This window comes from Spirosoma jeollabukense, assembly GCF_054777855.1.
This window is the reverse complement of sequence record NZ_BAAHAD010000009.1, coordinates 173,220-189,966: the sequence shown is the minus strand read 5'-3', so window position 1 is coordinate 189,966 and position 16,747 is coordinate 173,220. Positions and strand designations below refer to the sequence as shown.

The following is a 16,747-nucleotide window of genomic DNA, read 5'->3' as shown; positions in this document are numbered from 1 at the left end:
ATTTATACGAACCTAACCACCCATCGTTTACGTTTTCAATATAAGTACTCCATCTCCACTATAAATTTTCAAGTAGAGATACGAGCAATTTATTTCTTCAATACCAGTACGTTATGCAATCGGCTATAGACACTACCCTCGATATTCAGCAAATTCGCCAGGACTTCCCCATACTTCATCAGGAAATAAATGGGCGTCCGCTGGTATATTTCGATAATGCAGCGACCAACCAGAAACCGCTTTCTGTCATTAATGCGCTTAGCGGTTATTATGAGGGGTATAATGCAAATATTCACCGGGGTATTCATCATCTGGCTGAGCAGGCGACGGCTGCATTTGAAGCATCCCGCCGGGCGTTTCAGGAGTTTTTGAACGCAAAGCATTGGCAGGAAATCATCTTTACCTACGGCACAACGGATGGGATCAATCTAGTGGCGCAAACATACGGCCGCCAGTTTTTGAAAGAGGGAGACGAGATACTAATTTCAACAATGGAGCACCACTCCAACATCGTTCCCTGGCAAATGCTGTGCGAGGAAAAAGGATGTATTCTGAAAGTCATTCCGGTAAACGACGAAGGTGAGTTACTGCTTGATGCCTACGAAAAGCTCTTATCCGAACGTACCAGGTTTGTTTCCTGCGTGCACGTCTCCAATTCGCTTGGCACCATCAACCCAGTCAAAACAATCATCGACAAAGCGCACGCAGTTGGTGCAGTTGTCCTGATCGACGGCGCACAAGCCAGTTCGCACCTCGAAATTGACGTGCAGGCACTTGATGCCGACTTCTACGTTCTTTCTGCCCACAAACTCTACGGTCCCACGGGCATGGGTGTTTTGTACGGAAAGAAAGATATTCTGGATACCATGCCTCCCTATCGGGGCGGGGGCGAAATGATCAAAGAGGTTACGTTCGCCAAAACAACTTACAACGATATTCCCTACAAATTTGAAGCCGGTACGCCCAACATTGCCGACGTAGTGGCCGCGAAAACCGCGCTGTCCTACATGGCAGGTTTGGGTAAAGAGAATATTGCGGCTCACGAACACGACCTGCTTCAGTACGCCAACGAACAACTCAGTGAATTGAATGGGCTACGCATCATCGGACAGGCAAAGCATAAAATCGGTGTTATATCGTTTGTGCTGGATGGCATTCATCACCAGGATACGGGTGTAATCTTAGACCAGCAGGGTATCGCCGTCCGAACGGGTCACCACTGCACGCAGCCGCTCATGCAACGCTTCGGTATTGCCGGAACTACGCGGGCATCGTTTGCGGTTTATAACACCAGAGACGAAATTGACCGGCTCGTGCAGGGTCTGCGACGGGTTCAAAAAATGATGCTATAAAAACGTTTAAACCGTTTTTTTTATGATTAGTACTGCCGCCATTGTTGAATCCTTTCGCCAATTACCTGATAAGATATCTCTTGACGAAGTGGTTGAGCGATTAATTATTCTTGAGCGCTACGAAAAGCGATGGAAGAGCTTGGACCAGGAAAAGGCCACAAGAATGAAGACGTTATGCGGGATATGAAGGAATGGATTCAGGCACGCCAATAATCTGAACAGACGAAGCAAAAGAAGACCTACGTGACGTACTGCATTAATTGTCTCGTTCTCCGCTAACTTATGTCGATAATTGGTCAAACGATTTGACAAAAAACTTGGTTTGCTTGAGTCATTTCCAGAGATGGGCCGTAAGGTTCCAGAAAAGGAAGTTAGTTATCTAAGAGAGATATTAGTAGGAAATTATCGCTTACTCTATATCTTCTTAAACAATACTATAACGATTATTGGTGTTCGGCATCAAGCCGGTCATTTAGGTAAGATTTAGAATGACAATCAACGAAAAGCAGGACGAGATCATTGAGGAGTTCGATTTGTTCGATGACCAACTCGACAAAACGCAGTACATCATTGACTTAGGTAAAAAATTGCCACCCATGCCTGAATCGTCTAAAACAGATGAGAATCGGATTATGGGTTGTCAGTCGAAAGTGTGGGTAGATGCTGAGTTAAAAGGCGATGGTTTATATTTCTATGGTGATAGCGAGCCAACAGCCCAAATTTCAAAGGGTTTGATCGGCTTGCTGATTCGAGTATTGTCAGGTGAAAAACCAGAAGACATTGCCAAGGCTGATTTGTATTTTATACCGCGAGTTGGCATGGGCAACTTAATTACCTCGTTGCGGGCCGGTGGGCTGGCTTCGATGATTGAACGGATGAAAGCCTATGGTCGGGCCTATTCCGTATCAGAAAATAGTCATTAATGACGCAAGAAAATGACAGACGAAGAATTAAAAGAACAGGTGGTACTGGCGCTTAAGGGCGTATACGACCCTGAAATCCCAGTAGACGTATATGAGCTGGGACTTATCTACGACATCAAGATATTCCCGGTGAATAACGTGTATATCCTGATGACACTCACCTCGCCTTCCTGTCCGTCGGCCGGCTCAATTCCGGCCGAAATCGAAGATAAAGTGCGGGCTATTGAGGGTGTCAATGATGTAAGTGTTGAGCTAACGTTCGATCCCCCCTACTCCACCGAATTAATGTCGGAGGTAGCTAAATTGGAACTTGGATTTATGTAAAACTTAAGTCGGTAGTAGTTAGTCAACAGTAATCAGTAAAAAAGGGATTATTAACTAACCGCTCACGACTAGCAACTATTAACTAATCACTAAAATTATGTATCCTCCTCATTTGCTTATCCCGATGCGGGAAGACCTGACCAGTGTTGGGTTCGAAGAATTGACCACTGCCGACGACGTAGTGAATACCATGGAAAATGCTGAAGGCACCATGCTGGTTGTGGTGAATTCAGTATGCGGTTGTGCAGCTGGAGCAGCTCGTCCGGGCGTGAAAGCAGCTTTAGCCGCTAGTCCCGTAAAACCAGATAAGATGGTATCTGTGTTCGCGGGTGGTGATCTGGACGCAACCGCCAAAATGCGTGAGTATTTGCTTCCTTATCCTCCATCGTCGCCTGCCATTGGCATTTTCAAAGACGGCGAACTAGTACATTTCATTGAGCGGCACCATATTGAAGGTCGTTCGGCGCAGATGATTGCCCAGCACCTCGAAATGGCGCTGGAAGAGTTCTGTACGCCACAGAACGCCTAAAAAAGTCGTCAGTCATGAGTTGATAGTCGTTAATAAAAATACTAGCAGCTATCAACTCATGACTGACGACTTTTTTTACGTTACCGCAAAGATTTTCGCGAGCAATCGCGAGAGTGGTAAGAGACAGAATACCAGGATCGCTAAGGGGAACGATGCGAACGATGCCACCCAGGCAGCATTCATGACGATGAGTGATAACACCCCCGCCCGTACAGCCAAGCCAATGTTTGGACCGATTGGCTCTTTTACGGCTCGCCAGAGTGGCGGAAAAATATAGTAACCAAACAGAATAAGAAAAGGCAATGCGGTTCCCAATTGCTGCTGCCGTTGAGCCAGCGCTGCAACGCATCCAATCACAAGGGCATATAGCAGACCAGCTACACGTAGTATAGTGGGGCTGCCACCATGCACCTCCCCCCGGCTAATCATCGTTATAGCTGCGATATAGGCAATCGGAACCAATCCAACCCATGCCCAGGGCATAACCTGATCAGGCAATACACTAACACCCAGCAATAAGTTCAGGCCCCGACAGAGGCCCATGTTAACAGGGCCCAGCCAGTTATGGTGCTTTCCAAATCGGTCATACACGAGTGATGCTACACTGATGGCAATAGCCAGAAGACCAGCTGTCTGATTTACGAGAAATGACGTAGCTATACCAACAGCCAGCAAAGCGCTTCCCAATAAAATAGCTGTGCTTTTGCTAATAATCCCACTCGGAATAGGTCGCTCGGGTCGTTCAATGGCGTCTAACTCGGCATCAAAAACATCGTTGAAGACAACGCCCCCGCCATACAACCCAACGGTTGCCAGGGCGAGCCAGCCTACCGGAGATGGAGCGATTTCAGGAAGCATGAAATAACCCGCAATAGCCATTCCCGCTAGCACGTCAGCAATGGCCGTAACAAGATTAGCAGGGCGAGTAAGGGAAAGAAGCGCCTTAATTTCCATGATCGAAAGACCGGTCCACCGGTGCGGTGAACGAATGAAAGAGTGAATTTTCATCTGGTCTATTCACTCTTTCATTCGTTCATTATTATTTAATAATCGTTGATTCTTTATCTACTCTTGGCGCCTGTCCACCACGTAGTACCGAACTGCCATTGTAGCGTTGGCTCTGGTCAATACCCACCGGCTGGATAAGCTCTTCGAGGCTAAGTTGACCACTTTGGGCGAAAGCCGTAACGGCATTGGTAAACGTAACAAGCCGAATCGCTTCGTCTGGAATACCCCGTTGCTTCATCAAAGCCGCTGTTTTAGGAACAGCCAGTGGATCGCTGATACCCCAGTCGGCAGCGGAGTTGATCATAATACGTTCGGGACCATATTGTTTTACGATATCCACCATGCGCTCGTTCCCCATTTTGGTAAATGGATAAATCGTGAAGCCAGCCCAGAACCCCCGGTCCAGTACCTCACGTACGGTCTCTTCGTTATTATGATCAACAATTACCATTCCTGGCTCCAATCCATGTTCCAGCGCGATGTCCATGCTGCGACTGGTACCTTGCTTTTTGTCCCGGTGGGGCGTGTGAATCTGGACGGGTAAGCCCGCTTCTTTCGCTAAATCCAGCTGCGCCCGGTAATATTTTTCCTCAGCAGCAGTCTGGTCATCAAAGCCAATTTCACCCACCCCAACAACGCCCTCTTTATAGATGAATAAGGGCAGGATTTCCATAACCTGCTCGGCTAATTCTTCCTGGTTGGCCTCTTTGGAATTCAGGCCAATCGTACAATAATGGCGAATCCCGAACTGCGACGCCCGAAACCGCTCCCATCCCACCAGGCTGGCAAAATAATCCCGGAACGAGTCAACACCGGTGCGGGGCTGACCTAACCAGAAAGCCGGTTCGATCAGGGCAACCACACCTGCATCGGCCATCGCCTGATAATCGTCTGTTGTACGGGACGTCATATGAACGTGCATATCGAAAAACGACATACCACGTATTGAATCCATAAAATCCATAATGCTGCTACGTTAAGGGCGTTGTAAAAACGCGAATTGGGGAGCAAAGTTCCATAAAAATATGTCTCCTTCCCGCACGATTTTTTAGCAACATTTAATTCGGTTTTGGCAAACTTCAGACTAGTCTATTCGTTTTATAGATAGTAGACAACATTCTAAGTTATGGAAACGCGTAAACAACTAAAAGAAAAGAGATGGGCCTATTTTGTGGTTCTAGCCTTAGTCATCGGCGGTGGTCTAACAGCCTGTCAGGATAAGGCGATCAACGACCTTAGCCCCGAGGATAGCAAGGTCTATATCACGAACTACGACCGCACAACTAATTTCAGTCAATACAAGACGTTCAGTCTGCCCGATTCTGTTGTAATCGAATCGAATGATGGTTACCGGCCTTCGCTGGGTTCGCTGGAAAGTCGCTTTGTGACGAACGTAGCCAACGCGATGACCAGTCGGGGCTTCCAGCGGGTGAGCGCGGGACAGCCAGCGGATTTAGGCGTGGCCGTTATTCGGGTTACGAACCTGTATACTGGCGTGGGCGTTGACCCATATTCCTATTACGGAAGCTATTGGGGCGGAGGTTTAGGTGGATTCGGTGGCTATTATCCCTACTATCCATCATATTACACGTACCAAGTGTCGGATGAATATTGGCGGGTTCAGATCGTTGACCTGAAAAACAGGGTAACCACTGGTACGGGCACCAATCCACAGCCCTTAAATGTCCTTTACGATGCGACCATCCACGGTTCGGACATTACTGATGTGCAAGGTGTAGACACAGCCATCACGGCAATTTTCAATCAATCGCCTTATTTACGGGCAACTGAATAAGAATTATGAAATCGATAATAGCCCTATTTGCCCTTCTGGCGGTAACGACAACGGCCTGGGCACAGTATAAAAACGACAATATGGGGAATAACGGATTTCCGTCTCCGTATCAGGAATACGTTACATTCAATATTTCGGCTCGTTATGGTGTCGCCTTCCCTATGGGCGGCCAGCAAGGGTACATCAACCGGATATCGCCTACCAACTTAGCGCTGGATGGTGAATGGTTGTTTCCCAAACAATTTTCAATAGGTCTGAAAACAGGCTACCAATACAGCAACCAACGGCTTGACCGACAGATTTATAGCTATACTGATGGCAACTCTGGGCAGGATATTTCGGCGGTACAAACCCGAACGCTGTCGGTTATTCCAGCCATGGTTTCGCTCTCCTATTATTTTGCCGATAACGCAGCGGCTATTCGGCCTTATGTACAATTTGCAGGTGGTGGTGCTTTTGTCAACTACACTAATTACTTCGGGCCACTGGCCGATAAGCAAACGGGCTTTAAAGGCGCTATTGCTCCCGCCATTGGTCTAAAATATTATGGTAGACGGGAGCAGGGCCTGGGTGCCGAGATTCAGGCCCAATATCAGAACGTGTTTTTCAATTACGATCTATTGAAAAATAGCGCCCCATCGCTGATGTTGTCGGCGGGAATTTCGTACCGGTTCTATTAATGTAACGCGGCCGGTCAGCCGTTGCCGTGGAAACCCGCATTACATTAATAGCTCAATAGCAGGCGGCAAACTACGCCCGGCAGCCCGGCGTTCGGCAGCATAATCTGCCAGCGTTTGGGCGAGTCGGGCGTTTTTACGTTCGTCCAGCCCACTAATTTGTGTTACGTCTTTATCCGTGAAAAACGCTTTCAAAATCATCTGATTCCAGGCCGCTTCGTCGAAGTAATCTGCCGGGTATGGATTGTGAAGCATAATCGCCGATTGCACATCGGCAATGTTATTCCGAATGCCTTCGGTGGCCTGAAATAACCAGGCGTCTGGATAAGCCAGTACGGGCAGAGCCGAATATAAGGCAACCAACTCGTTCAGTTCACCCGCTTTAAACAGTTGGCTGATCGTGTTCACATAAAATGATTTGTCGTCGGCAGGGAGTTGGAGCAGCCACCAAACCCGCGCCAAACGATCGAGTGTCCAGCTGGTCACCGAGAACCCCGCCCGAACCCGTTTCAGGGCAAAGTCCATATCCGCCGGTACATCGATGGGTTGTTTACCTACAAATCGCGGCATAGCCGTAAACACCCGATAGAACGTAGCAACTTGCGGATTACGTTGAAGCGCATCCGTCTGCTGGCGAAGATAGGCAACAGCTTTTTCGGAGTCAGCCTGCTGCTCAATCAGATAGAACAGCGTTTGGCTCATAGAAAGAATATTCATCGGATAAGCATAAACTGGACGGCCACGTCCGGGTAGGAAATAATTGACATCACCCCGGACATCGTCGTCCAGGCTAGAATTTACTTTTTTGCTTTTGGGTGAGCCTGGTCGTAGGTTTTCTTTAACTGCTCCAGGCTCGTATGTGTATAAATCTGGGTGGCGGCCAAACTACTGTGTCCCAACAAATCTTTAATAGCATTCAAGTCGGCCCCCCGGTTGAGCAAATGCGTAGCAAACGAGTGACGCAATACGTGAGGACTTTTCTTTTCAAGCGTCGTGACAAGCGTAAGATGTCGTTTTACAATGCGCTGAATCAGGACCGGATAAGCTGGAATACCCTTATCGCTTACAATCAAATAGACACTGTCCTCGCCCGAAAACTCCTGGTTTTTCAGGTCAATATATTGCTTAATAAGCTCGAACAGGGGTTGGGTAAGGGGTATAAGGCGGTGCTTGTTGCGCTTGCCTAACACGATGATCGTTTTGTCGTAGAGATTGACGTCAGTCGTTTTCAGTCCCGTTAGCTCACTCAGCCGGATGCCGGTTCCGTATAGTAATTCAAGGACTAATTTGTCCCGTAATCCCTCAAATGTGTCAGGAAATTCGATGTCACTCAGCAACATCTCCATCGGCTTTTCCTCTACGTATTGCGGCAGTTTTTTACTGGCTTTCAGCGCCTGAATCTTGGTCATCGGATCAAGCGAAATCACTTTCCGACGTAGTAGGAAATCATAAAAATTCCGCAACGTAGCGATCTTCCGGTTCACCGACGATTTATCTATTCCACCCTCAATCAAGCTCACAATCCACGACCGGATGTGCCGAAAATCAGCCCGTTCGGGTTGCGAAACATTACACTCTGCCAGCAGGAACGTACTGAACTGTTCCAGGTCGTTGGCGTAAGCCGTTACCGTATGATGGCTCAGGCGTTTTTCGTAACGAATGTGCTGGAGGAAGTCAGAACCGGGATTTGTGGGATTCATTGGCTTAAAGGAAGTCAGAACCGTAATTTTTATGATTGCTATGATTTCCCTGGTTTTGTAGCAACACCATCAAATCTAATCATGCTACTCATAGCAATCATAAAAATTACGGTTCTGACCAACAAAAAAGCAGCAAACATAGCTGCTTGCTGCTCCCGTGTCTTTGCTGGAAAAAGATCGCTGACTGCGCATTCAACGATTTATGACCAACTGCTCACTACCGAACGTTCTAGACCAGACGGCCTATTGCTCGGTGTGATTGCCATACATACGTTCTTTGTACGTGGCTTTGATAATCTCGGTGCGACGCTTTACTGATGGCTTCTGGAAAGCCGTCCGCGAACGCAACTGCCGCAACACACCCGTCTTCTCGAATTTCTTCTTGAAGCGTTTCAGGGCCTTGTCAATCGACTCGTTGTCTTTTACGTTAATGATAAGCATGTTGTAAATTTTCTGTTTTAGCTAAAAACCGGACGGCAAAGGTAATAGATTTGCGACTATGAAACAAGCCATTATTGACTTAGGCACCAACACTTTTCATCTATTTATTGCCGAAAGAAACGGTGATACGTATACAACGCTCTTCCGCGAAAGCCGGGTTGCCAAAATCGGGATGGCGGGTATCAATCAGGGCATTATTACCGAAGACGGTATCAACCGAGCGCTAAGCGTCCTAACCTACTTCCGGCAAATACTCGATCAATACGCACTAGATCCCGAACAAGTTATCGCCATTGGCACAAGCGCGATTCGGGTGGCTCGTAATCAGGCTGAGTTTATAGCGCGCGTCCGGGAGGCAACCGGCATTTCAATAACTGTCATTTCGGGCGATCAGGAGGCTGATTACATCTATCAGGGTATCCGGGCCGCCGGGGCACTGACCGGTCAGACAGGCAGCGCAACCAGTCTGGTGATCGACATTGGGGGAGGAAGCGTCGAGTTTATTTTAGGCAACGAATCCCGGATATTCTGGAAACAAAGTTTCGAGATTGGTGGGCAGCGGCTTATGGAACGATTTATGCCGGAAACGCCGGTGGTGCGGCAATCCGACCGCTCCGACCCTATAAATCCCGGCAGCATTCGGCGACTGCATGATTATTTTCAGGAGCAATTGCTGCCGCTAGCCAATGCGATTCACCAGTACCAGCCAACGGTTCTGGTTGGCTCTTCGGGCTCGTTCGATACGTTGGTCGACATGTGGTTTATGCACACGGAAGGCCATTTGCCCAATCCAGCACAAACTACGTTCACCTTGCCTGTCACTGAGTTTTATCGTGCTTACGAATTGCTGACTACCCAAAATCATGACGAGCGGATGCAGATTCCCGGCATGATCGAACTGCGCGTCGACATGATCGTCGTAGCCGTTTGCCTGATTGATTACGTATTAAAAACCTACGGCATCTCGCAGATCAAAACATCAACATACTCCTTGAAAGAAGGCGTTTTGGCGTCTTTATCGGACAAAACTGCTTAAAAATAACTTCCATTGCGCACGAACTTCCCGGGAGCGTTGAACTTTCGGGCAGTTGATTGCTCACTTATTTCCGCTGGCAAAAGTTGCATATACAACTTCGATTTGTATCTTTCGCCGTATGAACACGCCACCTAGTCTAATCCAAACATCCTGCATTGCAGGCCGACTGCGTATGCTGGCACGGATAGTGACGAGTCGCTACAATAGTGCCTTCACGAGCGAGGGCGTCACGTTTGCACAAGCCGGGCTGCTTATGCACATTTTCGCGCAGCCTGGTATCCGACAGGGCGAGTTATCGAAACGGCTGCAAATTGAAAAGTCGGCGATGAACAGAGATGTGCAGTTAATGCAAAAAAAAGGCTGGCTCACGGACAATCTACGTAGTGGTCTTTTTTTGACCGATGACGGTTCACGCCTGGCCAAACGATGCCACAAAATCTGGAAAGCGCTGAACCAGCAGGTTCATGAGGAACTCGGAGACGAGGCCATTCATGGACTGACCATTTTTTCTGATACGTTGCTGGCTACCTTTTTACCCTAACTGCCAGACGCATAAACACCAGTTTAAACCAGTTTTATATGTCGATGAACGAGATAGATCAGGAACACCGCACACGTACTTATTCTTGGGAAGATCAAACGATTGGGGCTAAAGTTGGCGCTACGTTGTCGGGCATGGCGTATTTGCAGGGAATGATGGCCGGTAAATATCCGGCTCCCGCCATAGCCCATACGCTCGACATGGGCATTGAATCGGTTGAAGAAGGTAAAGTCGTTTTTTCGATTGTACCACAGGAGTTTCACTACAATCCTATTGGTGCTGTACACGGAGGGGTGTTTTGTACCATACTCGATTCAGCACTTGCCTGCGCCATTCACTCAACGCTACCCGCCGGAATGGGCTACACGACCCTCGAACTGAAAGTGAATCTCGTTCGTCCGCTAACGGTTAAAACTGGCAAAGTCCTGGCCATTGGCACGATTGTTCACGCTGGTCGATCCGTTGCTACAGCCGAGGGCAAAATCGTAGATGAGCAGGGGAAACTCTACGCCCATGCGACAACAACCTGCATGATTTTTCCGTGGAAAGGCTAATCTCCCAGTAGGTATGACTGAGCACCATCTGACCGTTCAACGCACGGCCCGTTATTATACAATCGGCGAGCTGACCGACCAGACCAAAAGCATTTCATTTTGTCTACATGGTTTTGGGCAGCTGGCGAAATACTTTAGCCGTAAGTTTTCGGACATGGACGACGGTCAAACGCTGATCGTTGTACCCGAAGGTTTATCACGGCTGTATCTGAACGGCGAATACGATCGCATTGGCGCATCGTGGCTGACGCGTGAGGATCGGGAGCACGAAATCAACGATTTTCTGGGGTATCTGAATACGTTGTTCGACTTGGTTCTGAACGGCCGCGATCCAGCCGAATTTCACATTTCGCTGCTGGGTTTCTCGCAGGGTGCTGCTACGGCCTGCCGCTGGCTCAATGCCAGTCACATTCGCGTTGATCGGTTGATTTTATGGGCAGGTTACTTTCCCAACGGCCTGACCGACATGATTGATCCGGTTAAACTGACCGACGTTGATTGCCACTACGTCTACGGAAAGCAGGATGAATATTTAGTAAAATTAAGCGATATTGGTGCCTACTTAAACCGATTGCAAATCGACGTACCAAACCTGAAATTCACGGCCTTTGAGGGTGGACATAAGGTAGAAACGGACGTATTGAAACACCTAATGGCTAGCACGAAGTCGATTCTTTAATCTTTGGAAGAAGGTAGGTTTTTGAGTACAGACAACCTCACCTAGCAGTGTGGTATCATCAGCGAGCGAAATTAATAATGGTGACTTCTGGGCTGGACTAATTTCTATTTCCTGCGATAAAAAACCAATCCATACAATCCTTAAAATAAGCTGATTATTAGGTGATGGCAGCGCTAGTTTGAAGATTCCGTTCTCATTAGTTGTCGTACCTTGTTGCGTACCTTTCACGATGATATGAACGCCGGGCAAAGCCGCTTTATCTGTCTCAGCGATCACCTTGCCCTCAATTACCCATAGTGAATCTTTTGCTGCTGTCGTTTCGTGTTGTTCTATACGCCCATCTTGAGCGGGTAATTCTGGCGTAACACGTTCACTTATCAATACATTTTGTTCGGGCAATTGCGTGGTTTGTCCGGGCGCTGAACTCCAGCTTAGTAGTCCGGCTGTCATAAGCCCAAGCCATCGCTGTTTCAGTCCACTGTTCGAGGTATTTTGGGCAAGTACTACGTCCCGGTTTAATTGACCAGCCGTAAACCGACCGCACACATTTTTTGGCTGGTCAGAAAAATAAGCGCCAATCTGCTGATCGGTCATAGCCGTAAAGTCCACCACCGTTTTCTGGCAGCTATCGCAGAAACGGCCTGACTCTTTTGGTTTCATGCCCTGCCAACGCTGCTGACAAGGCGCAGCAATGGCAAGTTCGATTCGTTTGTTTGGCATGGAACGATGTATTACAACCCATTTCTCCTCCTCACTTTATTAATTCGGCCGCCTATTTTCAGTAAATAATAGAGCCACCCTATCAATACAACCATAATGACGACGATGACGACCCATAATTTACCGTCACTGCGTAAGGCTTCCGTAATATTAACCATCAGCAAATGCGTTTAATTAGCTTCTTTGTCAAGTACTGGCTTTGCGTTCTCTTCCAACTCGTCAAAATGAATTTCAACCCGACGTAACCGAACGCGCAACTGCGTAATCCAAAGCCCCAGCAGCGTAAAACCAACAAAAGCAGGCCGAATGATCGACTTGATCGATGCGTCTGAATCGTATTGATTAAAACCCGGATTACCGCCATTTCCAGGGTGCAGCGAATCGGTTAAGCGGGGCAGAATAAGAATCAGGGGGATAAAAACGGCGAAGGCAAATATGTTATAAACGGCCGAAATCCGGGCGCGTCGCATGTCGTCGTCGAAGGAGCCACGTAGCACAAAATAAGCCAGATACAGCAGCATACCCACGGCGACGCCATTCGTTTTGGGATCATTAGGCCATAAATCGCCCCAGGCAAAATAAGCCCATACTGAGCCTGTAATGCAGCCTAACACACCAAATAAAATTGCTGTGCAGACAAACTCGTAGGCGATTATGTCATCATCGTTATTTCCTTTCCTAAGGTAACGGATCGAAAATATGGTTGATAAAAATAACATCACCATCATGGCAATCCATAAGGGTGGATGGAAAAAAGTATTCCGTATGGCTTCATGTAAAATAGGCAATTTGGGAACCGGACGGATTAGACCAGCGATAAAGACATACGCCAGAATAATAACGGTTAGTGCTTTCCACCAATGTTTTCTCATAAAGCTGACGTTTGAATGACCGCCTATTGTGCTTATAATGAACAATAAAGATGTCTACCAACTAACGCATACTCACTTCCGGTGAATCGTCATAGCGCCCGCCTGTGCCGAAGCCAGAATCGTCATATCAGCGATAGTGACGTGAGCAGGAGCCGTAACGGCATACACAATCGTATCGGCGATATCCTCGGCAGTAAGGGGCGTAAATCCCTGATATATCTTGGCAGCCCGCTCAGTATCGCCGTTGAAACGGGCTATTGAGAACTCGGTCTCCACAGCACCGGGCGCAATGTTCGTTACCTTAATGCCGTGTTGCGTTAAATCAAGACGCATGCCTGCACTGAGCGCTTCAACGGCCGCTTTGCTGGCGCAGTAAACCGCGCCATTCGCGTATGTTTCTTTGCCCGCAATCGAACTCAGATTCACAATGTGGCCCCGTTTCCGGGCGACCATACCGGGCATAACAGCCTTCGATACATAAAGAACGCCCTGCACATTGCCATCGATCATCTGGTCCCAGTCGTCAACATTACCCTCCTGAATCGGCGACAGGCCACGGGCACCTCCGGCATTATTGAGCAGAATATCAATGGCTTGCCATTCTTCGGGCAGTGTGCTGATGGCGTCGTTAACCTCGCTCCAGTCCCGCACATCGAAGTTGAGCGTCGTAACGGCGGTCTTCTGACTTAGTTGTTCCTCTAGTTCGTCCAGTCGCTCCTGCCGACGGCCGCAAAGGATTAAACGGTATTCAAGATCGGCGAAGGCTTCGGCGGTGGCGCGGCCAATGCCAGACGTAGCGCCAGTGATGAGTGCAATACGAGACATAAAAATGGGTGAAAACGTATGAGTGGGCAAAGATAACCAGATTAATAAACCCAAATAACCTGACTCGCCAGGGCCAGGCTAATAGGTCGAAAAACAGGCGGCAACGTTCTTCACTACGGTGTGTTGGTAAATGAGTTTGATCCAGTGGACTTTTTTGGCCACTACTGGTGTTTTTTGGGTAATTTTGAGTTTTTACATGATAATGAGATGAGCCATTTGCAGCAGTCTTTCACGGTTCAATTCGTATACAACGTCTTTTTTACCGAGAAACTTTTCGATACAACAAATTCGCTTTTTGCCGATTTCTTTCACCAACAAGCCACTTCCGCAACGCAAAAAAAACTCCTAGTTGTCATTGACTCAGGTGTTGTTGACACGCATCCTGGTTTAGTAGCTGAGATAAAGGCGTACTTTGCGCAACACGCTGATGTTGTTGACCTTGTGCCAGATGTGCTGATCATTCCGGGTGGCGAAATTGCCAAAAACAATCCAGCATTTGTCGAGAAAATCGTGGACGCGGTGGATACATTTGGTATTGATCGTCACTCTTACGTAGCGGCCATTGGCGGTGGATCGATGCTGGATATGGTGGGCTATGCGGCTGCCATTTCGCACCGGGGCATCCGCCACATTCGCATTCCGACGACGGTGCTATCGCAGAATGATTCGGGTGTTGGGGTCAAGAATGGGGTCAACTACAAAGGCAAAAAGAATTTCCTTGGTACGTTCGTCCCCCCCATTGCGGTGTTTAACGACAGTACGTTCCTGACGACGCTCGATGATCGTGACTGGCGGGCGGGCATCTCCGAAGCCATTAAAGTGGCGCTTATTAAAGACAAAGCATTTTTCCAGTGGATCGAAACTAATGCGCAGGCGCTGGCTGCCCGCGACATGGACGCCATGCACTATCTTATCCACCGTTGCGCCCAGATGCATCTACAGCATATTTCGAGTGGAGATCCATTCGAGATGGGCTCCTCACGACCGCTGGACTTTGGTCACTGGAGCGCGCACAAGCTCGAACAGTTGACCAACTTTGAGCTTCGTCATGGCGAAGCCGTAGCGATTGGCATTGCGTTGGATAGCCTTTATTCCCAGCAACTTGGCTGGCTTACCGACGCCGACACTACCCGTATTCTAACGACGCTCCGTACGCTCGGCTTTTCCTTGTATCAACCCATGCTCGACGCTGACAATAGTGCAGGCGTGTTGAAGGGACTTTCCGAATTCCGCGAGCATCTGGGTGGACAATTGACCATTATGTTGCTGAAAGATATTGGGCTGGGTGTAGAAGTTCACGAAATGGATGCCAACCTCGTTCGCCAGGCAATTGCTACGTTGCGTGAACATGAATTGTCTACTACAGTTTAGTTTTTATTAATCAACGCTTTTATTATTGAACACAGCGCCACGGAGAACACAAAGAAATTGATAAAACTCTGTGTTCTCCGTGGCGCTGTGTTCAATAAAATTCTATGAAAACTTCTCTAGGGCATCTCGGTTATTGCACCAACATCCATGCGGGCGAAACATGGGCCGATCACTTTGCCGCTTTGCAGCAGGCGGTTCCTGAACTAAAGAGACGGTTATCGCCCGATGCACCTGACGCCGATACGTCCTTTGGCCTTGGCTTACGCCTTTCCAATGTAGCGAGCGAAGAACTGGAACTGCCCGAAAACCTGGTCGCATTTCAGCACTGGCTGGCTCAAAACGACTGTTACGTCTTCACAATGAACGGGTTTCCGTTCGGTGGTTTCCATGATACGGTTGTAAAAGATCAGGTACACGCACCCGACTGGACAACCGAAGCGCGGGTTGAATACACCAAACGCCTGTTCCGAATCCTGTCGGTTTTATTGCCGGTCGATGATTTGGGCAATGCCATTCAGGGTGGCGTTTCAACGTCGCCCCTCTCCTATCGCCATTGGTTCGAGTGGGAGCAACCAGCAGCACGCGATTATATTTTTTCGCAAACGACACAAAACGTGCTCGAAGTTGTGGCTGAGTTAATTCACCTACGTCGACAAACCGACCGGTTGATGCACCTCGATCTGGAACCCGAACCCGACGGCGTTATCGAAACAGCCGACGAGTTCATTACCTGGTTTACGGATTATTTATTACCGATGGGCATCGAACAATTGAGCGAGCAGTTTGGCCTAACGGACGAAGAAGCCGAAGCCATCATCTGCGAACACGTCCGGTTATGCTACGATGTCTGCCATTTTGCCGTTGGCTACGAACGCCCGGCCGACGTGCTGGATAAACTTAAGAAATATGGACTACGTGTCGGTAAAATTCAGGTCAGCGCGGCTTTAAAAGCTGAATTTCCAACTGATTCGGAAGGACGCGAGGCCGTGAAGCAGGCATTTGAGCAGTTTAACGAACCAACGTATCTGCATCAGGTCGTGGCCCGGACAACACAGGGTGATCTGCTACGTTTTCCGGATTTACCCGAAGCATTAGCAGCTCTGGACGATACACATGCCGAATGGCGGGCGCATTTCCACGTACCCCTTTTCGTGTCGGATTATGGCGTATTGAAATCCACACAAGACGATATTCGTGAGGTATTGACATTACAGGCCGACCGGCACTTCACCAACCAGCTTGAAGTCGAAACCTATACGTGGGGCGTATTACCCGACGATTTAAAGAAAGATATAGTTGACTCGATCGAACGAGAAATGAACTGGGTGTTTAAATCAATGATGAATGATGAATGATGAATGATGAATACCAGATCTGGTTTACTTCATCATTCATTATTC

Annotated in this window: 22 protein-coding genes; 13 read left to right on the top strand and 9 right to left on the bottom strand. The window is 48.2% G+C overall.

Going from position 1 to position 16,747, the window contains the following annotated elements; all coding sequences use genetic code 11:
- The first annotated feature begins 113 nt into the window (after positions 1-113).
- The 5 genes from ACYVEA_RS26345 (at position 114) to ACYVEA_RS26325 (ending at position 3,128) form a co-directional block, all read left to right on the top strand.
- Positions 114-1,352: a SufS family cysteine desulfurase gene (locus ACYVEA_RS26345; RefSeq protein WP_461116416.1), complete on the top strand. Its 1,239-nt coding sequence runs from the start codon at positions 114-116 to the stop codon at positions 1,350-1,352.
- Between the two features lie 292 nt (positions 1,353-1,644).
- Positions 1,645-1,839 (top strand): type II toxin-antitoxin system RelE/ParE family toxin, encoded by a 195-nt coding sequence (locus ACYVEA_RS26340; protein WP_461116415.1) that lies wholly within the window; start codon positions 1,645-1,647, stop codon positions 1,837-1,839.
- Position 1,840: 1 nt separating this feature from the next.
- Positions 1,841-2,275, top strand: a complete 435-nt coding sequence (locus tag ACYVEA_RS26335; protein ID WP_461116414.1) for a SufE family protein — start codon at positions 1,841-1,843, stop codon at positions 2,273-2,275.
- Positions 2,276-2,287: 12 nt separating this feature from the next.
- Positions 2,288-2,599, top strand: a complete 312-nt coding sequence (locus ACYVEA_RS26330) for a DUF59 domain-containing protein (RefSeq protein WP_461116413.1) — start codon at positions 2,288-2,290, stop codon at positions 2,597-2,599.
- Positions 2,600-2,696: 97 nt separating this feature from the next.
- Positions 2,697-3,128: a BrxA/BrxB family bacilliredoxin gene (locus tag ACYVEA_RS26325; protein ID WP_093830848.1), complete on the top strand. Its 432-nt coding sequence runs from the start codon at positions 2,697-2,699 to the stop codon at positions 3,126-3,128.
- A 75-nt stretch (positions 3,129-3,203) separates the two neighbouring features.
- On the opposite strand, the gene eboC is transcribed toward ACYVEA_RS26325, so the two are convergent.
- Both eboC and ACYVEA_RS26315 read right to left on the bottom strand, forming a co-directional pair.
- Positions 3,204-4,082, bottom strand: a complete 879-nt coding sequence (eboC, locus tag ACYVEA_RS26320) for a UbiA-like protein EboC (protein WP_461116449.1) — start codon at positions 4,080-4,082, stop codon at positions 3,204-3,206.
- 85 nt (positions 4,083-4,167) lie between these two features.
- Positions 4,168-5,100 (bottom strand): TatD family hydrolase, encoded by a 933-nt coding sequence (locus tag ACYVEA_RS26315; protein WP_461116412.1) that lies wholly within the window; start codon positions 5,098-5,100, stop codon positions 4,168-4,170.
- A gap of 162 nt (positions 5,101-5,262) precedes the next feature.
- Here ACYVEA_RS26315 and ACYVEA_RS26310 point away from each other — a divergent pair, with 162 nt between their 5' ends.
- Both ACYVEA_RS26310 and ACYVEA_RS26305 read left to right on the top strand, forming a co-directional pair.
- A complete protein-coding gene (locus tag ACYVEA_RS26310; RefSeq protein ID WP_461116411.1) occupies positions 5,263-5,931 on the top strand; it encodes a DUF4136 domain-containing protein in 669 nt (222 codons plus the stop codon).
- A 5-nt stretch (positions 5,932-5,936) separates the two neighbouring features.
- Positions 5,937-6,611 (top strand): porin family protein, encoded by a 675-nt coding sequence (locus ACYVEA_RS26305; RefSeq protein ID WP_461116410.1) that lies wholly within the window; start codon positions 5,937-5,939, stop codon positions 6,609-6,611.
- 39 nt (positions 6,612-6,650) lie between these two features.
- Here ACYVEA_RS26305 and ACYVEA_RS26300 read toward each other — a convergent pair whose 3' ends face one another.
- From ACYVEA_RS26300 to rpsU, 3 genes are all read right to left on the bottom strand, one after another.
- Positions 6,651-7,325, bottom strand: coding sequence for an EboA domain-containing protein (locus ACYVEA_RS26300; RefSeq protein ID WP_461116409.1), 675 nt, complete (start codon positions 7,323-7,325; stop codon positions 6,651-6,653).
- Positions 7,326-7,405: 80 nt separating this feature from the next.
- Positions 7,406-8,308 carry a tyrosine-type recombinase/integrase gene (locus tag ACYVEA_RS26295; RefSeq protein WP_461116408.1) on the bottom strand — a complete coding sequence of 301 codons (903 nt, stop codon included), beginning with the start codon at positions 8,306-8,308 and terminating at the stop codon, positions 7,406-7,408.
- Positions 8,309-8,551: 243 nt separating this feature from the next.
- Positions 8,552-8,749, bottom strand: coding sequence for a 30S ribosomal protein S21 (rpsU, locus tag ACYVEA_RS26290; protein WP_093830837.1), 198 nt, complete (start codon positions 8,747-8,749; stop codon positions 8,552-8,554).
- Between the two features lie 58 nt (positions 8,750-8,807).
- Between rpsU and ACYVEA_RS26285 the strand changes: the two genes are divergently transcribed.
- From ACYVEA_RS26285 to ACYVEA_RS26270, 4 genes are all read left to right on the top strand, one after another.
- Positions 8,808-9,785, top strand: coding sequence for a Ppx/GppA phosphatase family protein (locus tag ACYVEA_RS26285; RefSeq protein ID WP_461116407.1), 978 nt, complete (start codon positions 8,808-8,810; stop codon positions 9,783-9,785).
- Positions 9,786-9,903: 118 nt separating this feature from the next.
- Positions 9,904-10,326 (top strand): MarR family winged helix-turn-helix transcriptional regulator, encoded by a 423-nt coding sequence (locus tag ACYVEA_RS26280; RefSeq protein WP_461116406.1) that lies wholly within the window; start codon positions 9,904-9,906, stop codon positions 10,324-10,326.
- Between the two features lie 44 nt (positions 10,327-10,370).
- Entirely contained in the window at positions 10,371-10,880 is a 510-nt protein-coding gene (locus tag ACYVEA_RS26275) for a PaaI family thioesterase (protein ID WP_461116405.1), read from the top strand.
- A gap of 13 nt (positions 10,881-10,893) precedes the next feature.
- Positions 10,894-11,559 (top strand): alpha/beta hydrolase, encoded by a 666-nt coding sequence (locus ACYVEA_RS26270; protein ID WP_461116404.1) that lies wholly within the window; start codon positions 10,894-10,896, stop codon positions 11,557-11,559.
- On the opposite strand, the gene ACYVEA_RS26265 is transcribed toward ACYVEA_RS26270, so the two are convergent.
- The 4 genes from ACYVEA_RS26265 to ACYVEA_RS26250 form a co-directional block, all read right to left on the bottom strand.
- Positions 11,530-12,279, bottom strand: a complete 750-nt coding sequence (locus ACYVEA_RS26265; protein WP_461116403.1) for a carboxypeptidase-like regulatory domain-containing protein — start codon at positions 12,277-12,279, stop codon at positions 11,530-11,532. The two genes, ACYVEA_RS26270 and ACYVEA_RS26265, sit on opposite strands and share 30 nt — an antisense overlap.
- Before the next feature lie 11 nt (positions 12,280-12,290).
- Positions 12,291-12,437 (bottom strand): CcmD family protein, encoded by a 147-nt coding sequence (locus ACYVEA_RS26260; RefSeq protein WP_461116402.1) that lies wholly within the window; start codon positions 12,435-12,437, stop codon positions 12,291-12,293.
- Positions 12,438-12,449: 12 nt separating this feature from the next.
- Positions 12,450-13,151 carry a cytochrome c biogenesis protein CcsA gene (gene ccsA, locus ACYVEA_RS26255; protein WP_461116401.1) on the bottom strand — a complete coding sequence of 234 codons (702 nt, stop codon included), beginning with the start codon at positions 13,149-13,151 and terminating at the stop codon, positions 12,450-12,452.
- Between the two features lie 72 nt (positions 13,152-13,223).
- Positions 13,224-13,976, bottom strand: coding sequence for an SDR family NAD(P)-dependent oxidoreductase (locus tag ACYVEA_RS26250; protein ID WP_461116400.1), 753 nt, complete (start codon positions 13,974-13,976; stop codon positions 13,224-13,226).
- A gap of 207 nt (positions 13,977-14,183) precedes the next feature.
- Here ACYVEA_RS26250 and ACYVEA_RS26245 point away from each other — a divergent pair, with 207 nt between their 5' ends.
- Together ACYVEA_RS26245 and eboE are read left to right on the top strand one after the other, a co-directional pair.
- A complete protein-coding gene (locus ACYVEA_RS26245; protein WP_461116399.1) occupies positions 14,184-15,347 on the top strand; it encodes a 3-dehydroquinate synthase in 1,164 nt (387 codons plus the stop codon).
- A 104-nt stretch (positions 15,348-15,451) separates the two neighbouring features.
- The gene (gene eboE / locus ACYVEA_RS26240) at positions 15,452-16,702 is read left to right on the top strand and encodes a metabolite traffic protein EboE (RefSeq protein WP_461116398.1); all 1,251 of its coding nucleotides are present in this window, start codon (positions 15,452-15,454) and stop codon (positions 16,700-16,702) included.
- Positions 16,703-16,747 lie beyond the last annotated feature (45 nt).

Coding starts and splice junctions, on each gene's coding strand:
- eboC (WP_461116449.1), bottom strand. CDS start 4,082: ATGGAAATTAAGGCGCTTCTTTCCCTTACTCGCCCTGCTAATCTTGTT.
- ACYVEA_RS26315 (WP_461116412.1), bottom strand. CDS start 5,100: ATGGATTTTATGGATTCAATACGTGGTATGTCGTTTTTCGATATGCAC.
- ACYVEA_RS26245 (WP_461116399.1), top strand. CDS start 14,184: ATGAGCCATTTGCAGCAGTCTTTCACGGTTCAATTCGTATACAACGTC.
- ACYVEA_RS26345 (WP_461116416.1), top strand. CDS start 114: ATGCAATCGGCTATAGACACTACCCTCGATATTCAGCAAATTCGCCAG.
- ACYVEA_RS26260 (WP_461116402.1), bottom strand. CDS start 12,437: ATGGTTAATATTACGGAAGCCTTACGCAGTGACGGTAAATTATGGGTC.
- ACYVEA_RS26325 (WP_093830848.1), top strand. CDS start 2,697: ATGTATCCTCCTCATTTGCTTATCCCGATGCGGGAAGACCTGACCAGT.
- ACYVEA_RS26275 (WP_461116405.1), top strand. CDS start 10,371: ATGAACGAGATAGATCAGGAACACCGCACACGTACTTATTCTTGGGAA.
- ACYVEA_RS26270 (WP_461116404.1), top strand. CDS start 10,894: ATGACTGAGCACCATCTGACCGTTCAACGCACGGCCCGTTATTATACA.
- ACYVEA_RS26305 (WP_461116410.1), top strand. CDS start 5,937: ATGAAATCGATAATAGCCCTATTTGCCCTTCTGGCGGTAACGACAACG.
- ACYVEA_RS26250 (WP_461116400.1), bottom strand. CDS start 13,976: ATGTCTCGTATTGCACTCATCACTGGCGCTACGTCTGGCATTGGCCGC.
- ACYVEA_RS26300 (WP_461116409.1), bottom strand. CDS start 7,325: ATGAATATTCTTTCTATGAGCCAAACGCTGTTCTATCTGATTGAGCAG.
- ACYVEA_RS26335 (WP_461116414.1), top strand. CDS start 1,841: ATGACAATCAACGAAAAGCAGGACGAGATCATTGAGGAGTTCGATTTG.
- eboE (WP_461116398.1), top strand. CDS start 15,452: ATGAAAACTTCTCTAGGGCATCTCGGTTATTGCACCAACATCCATGCG.
- ACYVEA_RS26285 (WP_461116407.1), top strand. CDS start 8,808: ATGAAACAAGCCATTATTGACTTAGGCACCAACACTTTTCATCTATTT.
- ACYVEA_RS26265 (WP_461116403.1), bottom strand. CDS start 12,279: ATGCCAAACAAACGAATCGAACTTGCCATTGCTGCGCCTTGTCAGCAG.
- rpsU (WP_093830837.1), bottom strand. CDS start 8,749: ATGCTTATCATTAACGTAAAAGACAACGAGTCGATTGACAAGGCCCTG.
- ccsA (WP_461116401.1), bottom strand. CDS start 13,151: ATGAGAAAACATTGGTGGAAAGCACTAACCGTTATTATTCTGGCGTAT.
- ACYVEA_RS26295 (WP_461116408.1), bottom strand. CDS start 8,308: ATGAATCCCACAAATCCCGGTTCTGACTTCCTCCAGCACATTCGTTAC.
- ACYVEA_RS26310 (WP_461116411.1), top strand. CDS start 5,263: ATGGAAACGCGTAAACAACTAAAAGAAAAGAGATGGGCCTATTTTGTG.
- ACYVEA_RS26280 (WP_461116406.1), top strand. CDS start 9,904: ATGAACACGCCACCTAGTCTAATCCAAACATCCTGCATTGCAGGCCGA.
- ACYVEA_RS26330 (WP_461116413.1), top strand. CDS start 2,288: ATGACAGACGAAGAATTAAAAGAACAGGTGGTACTGGCGCTTAAGGGC.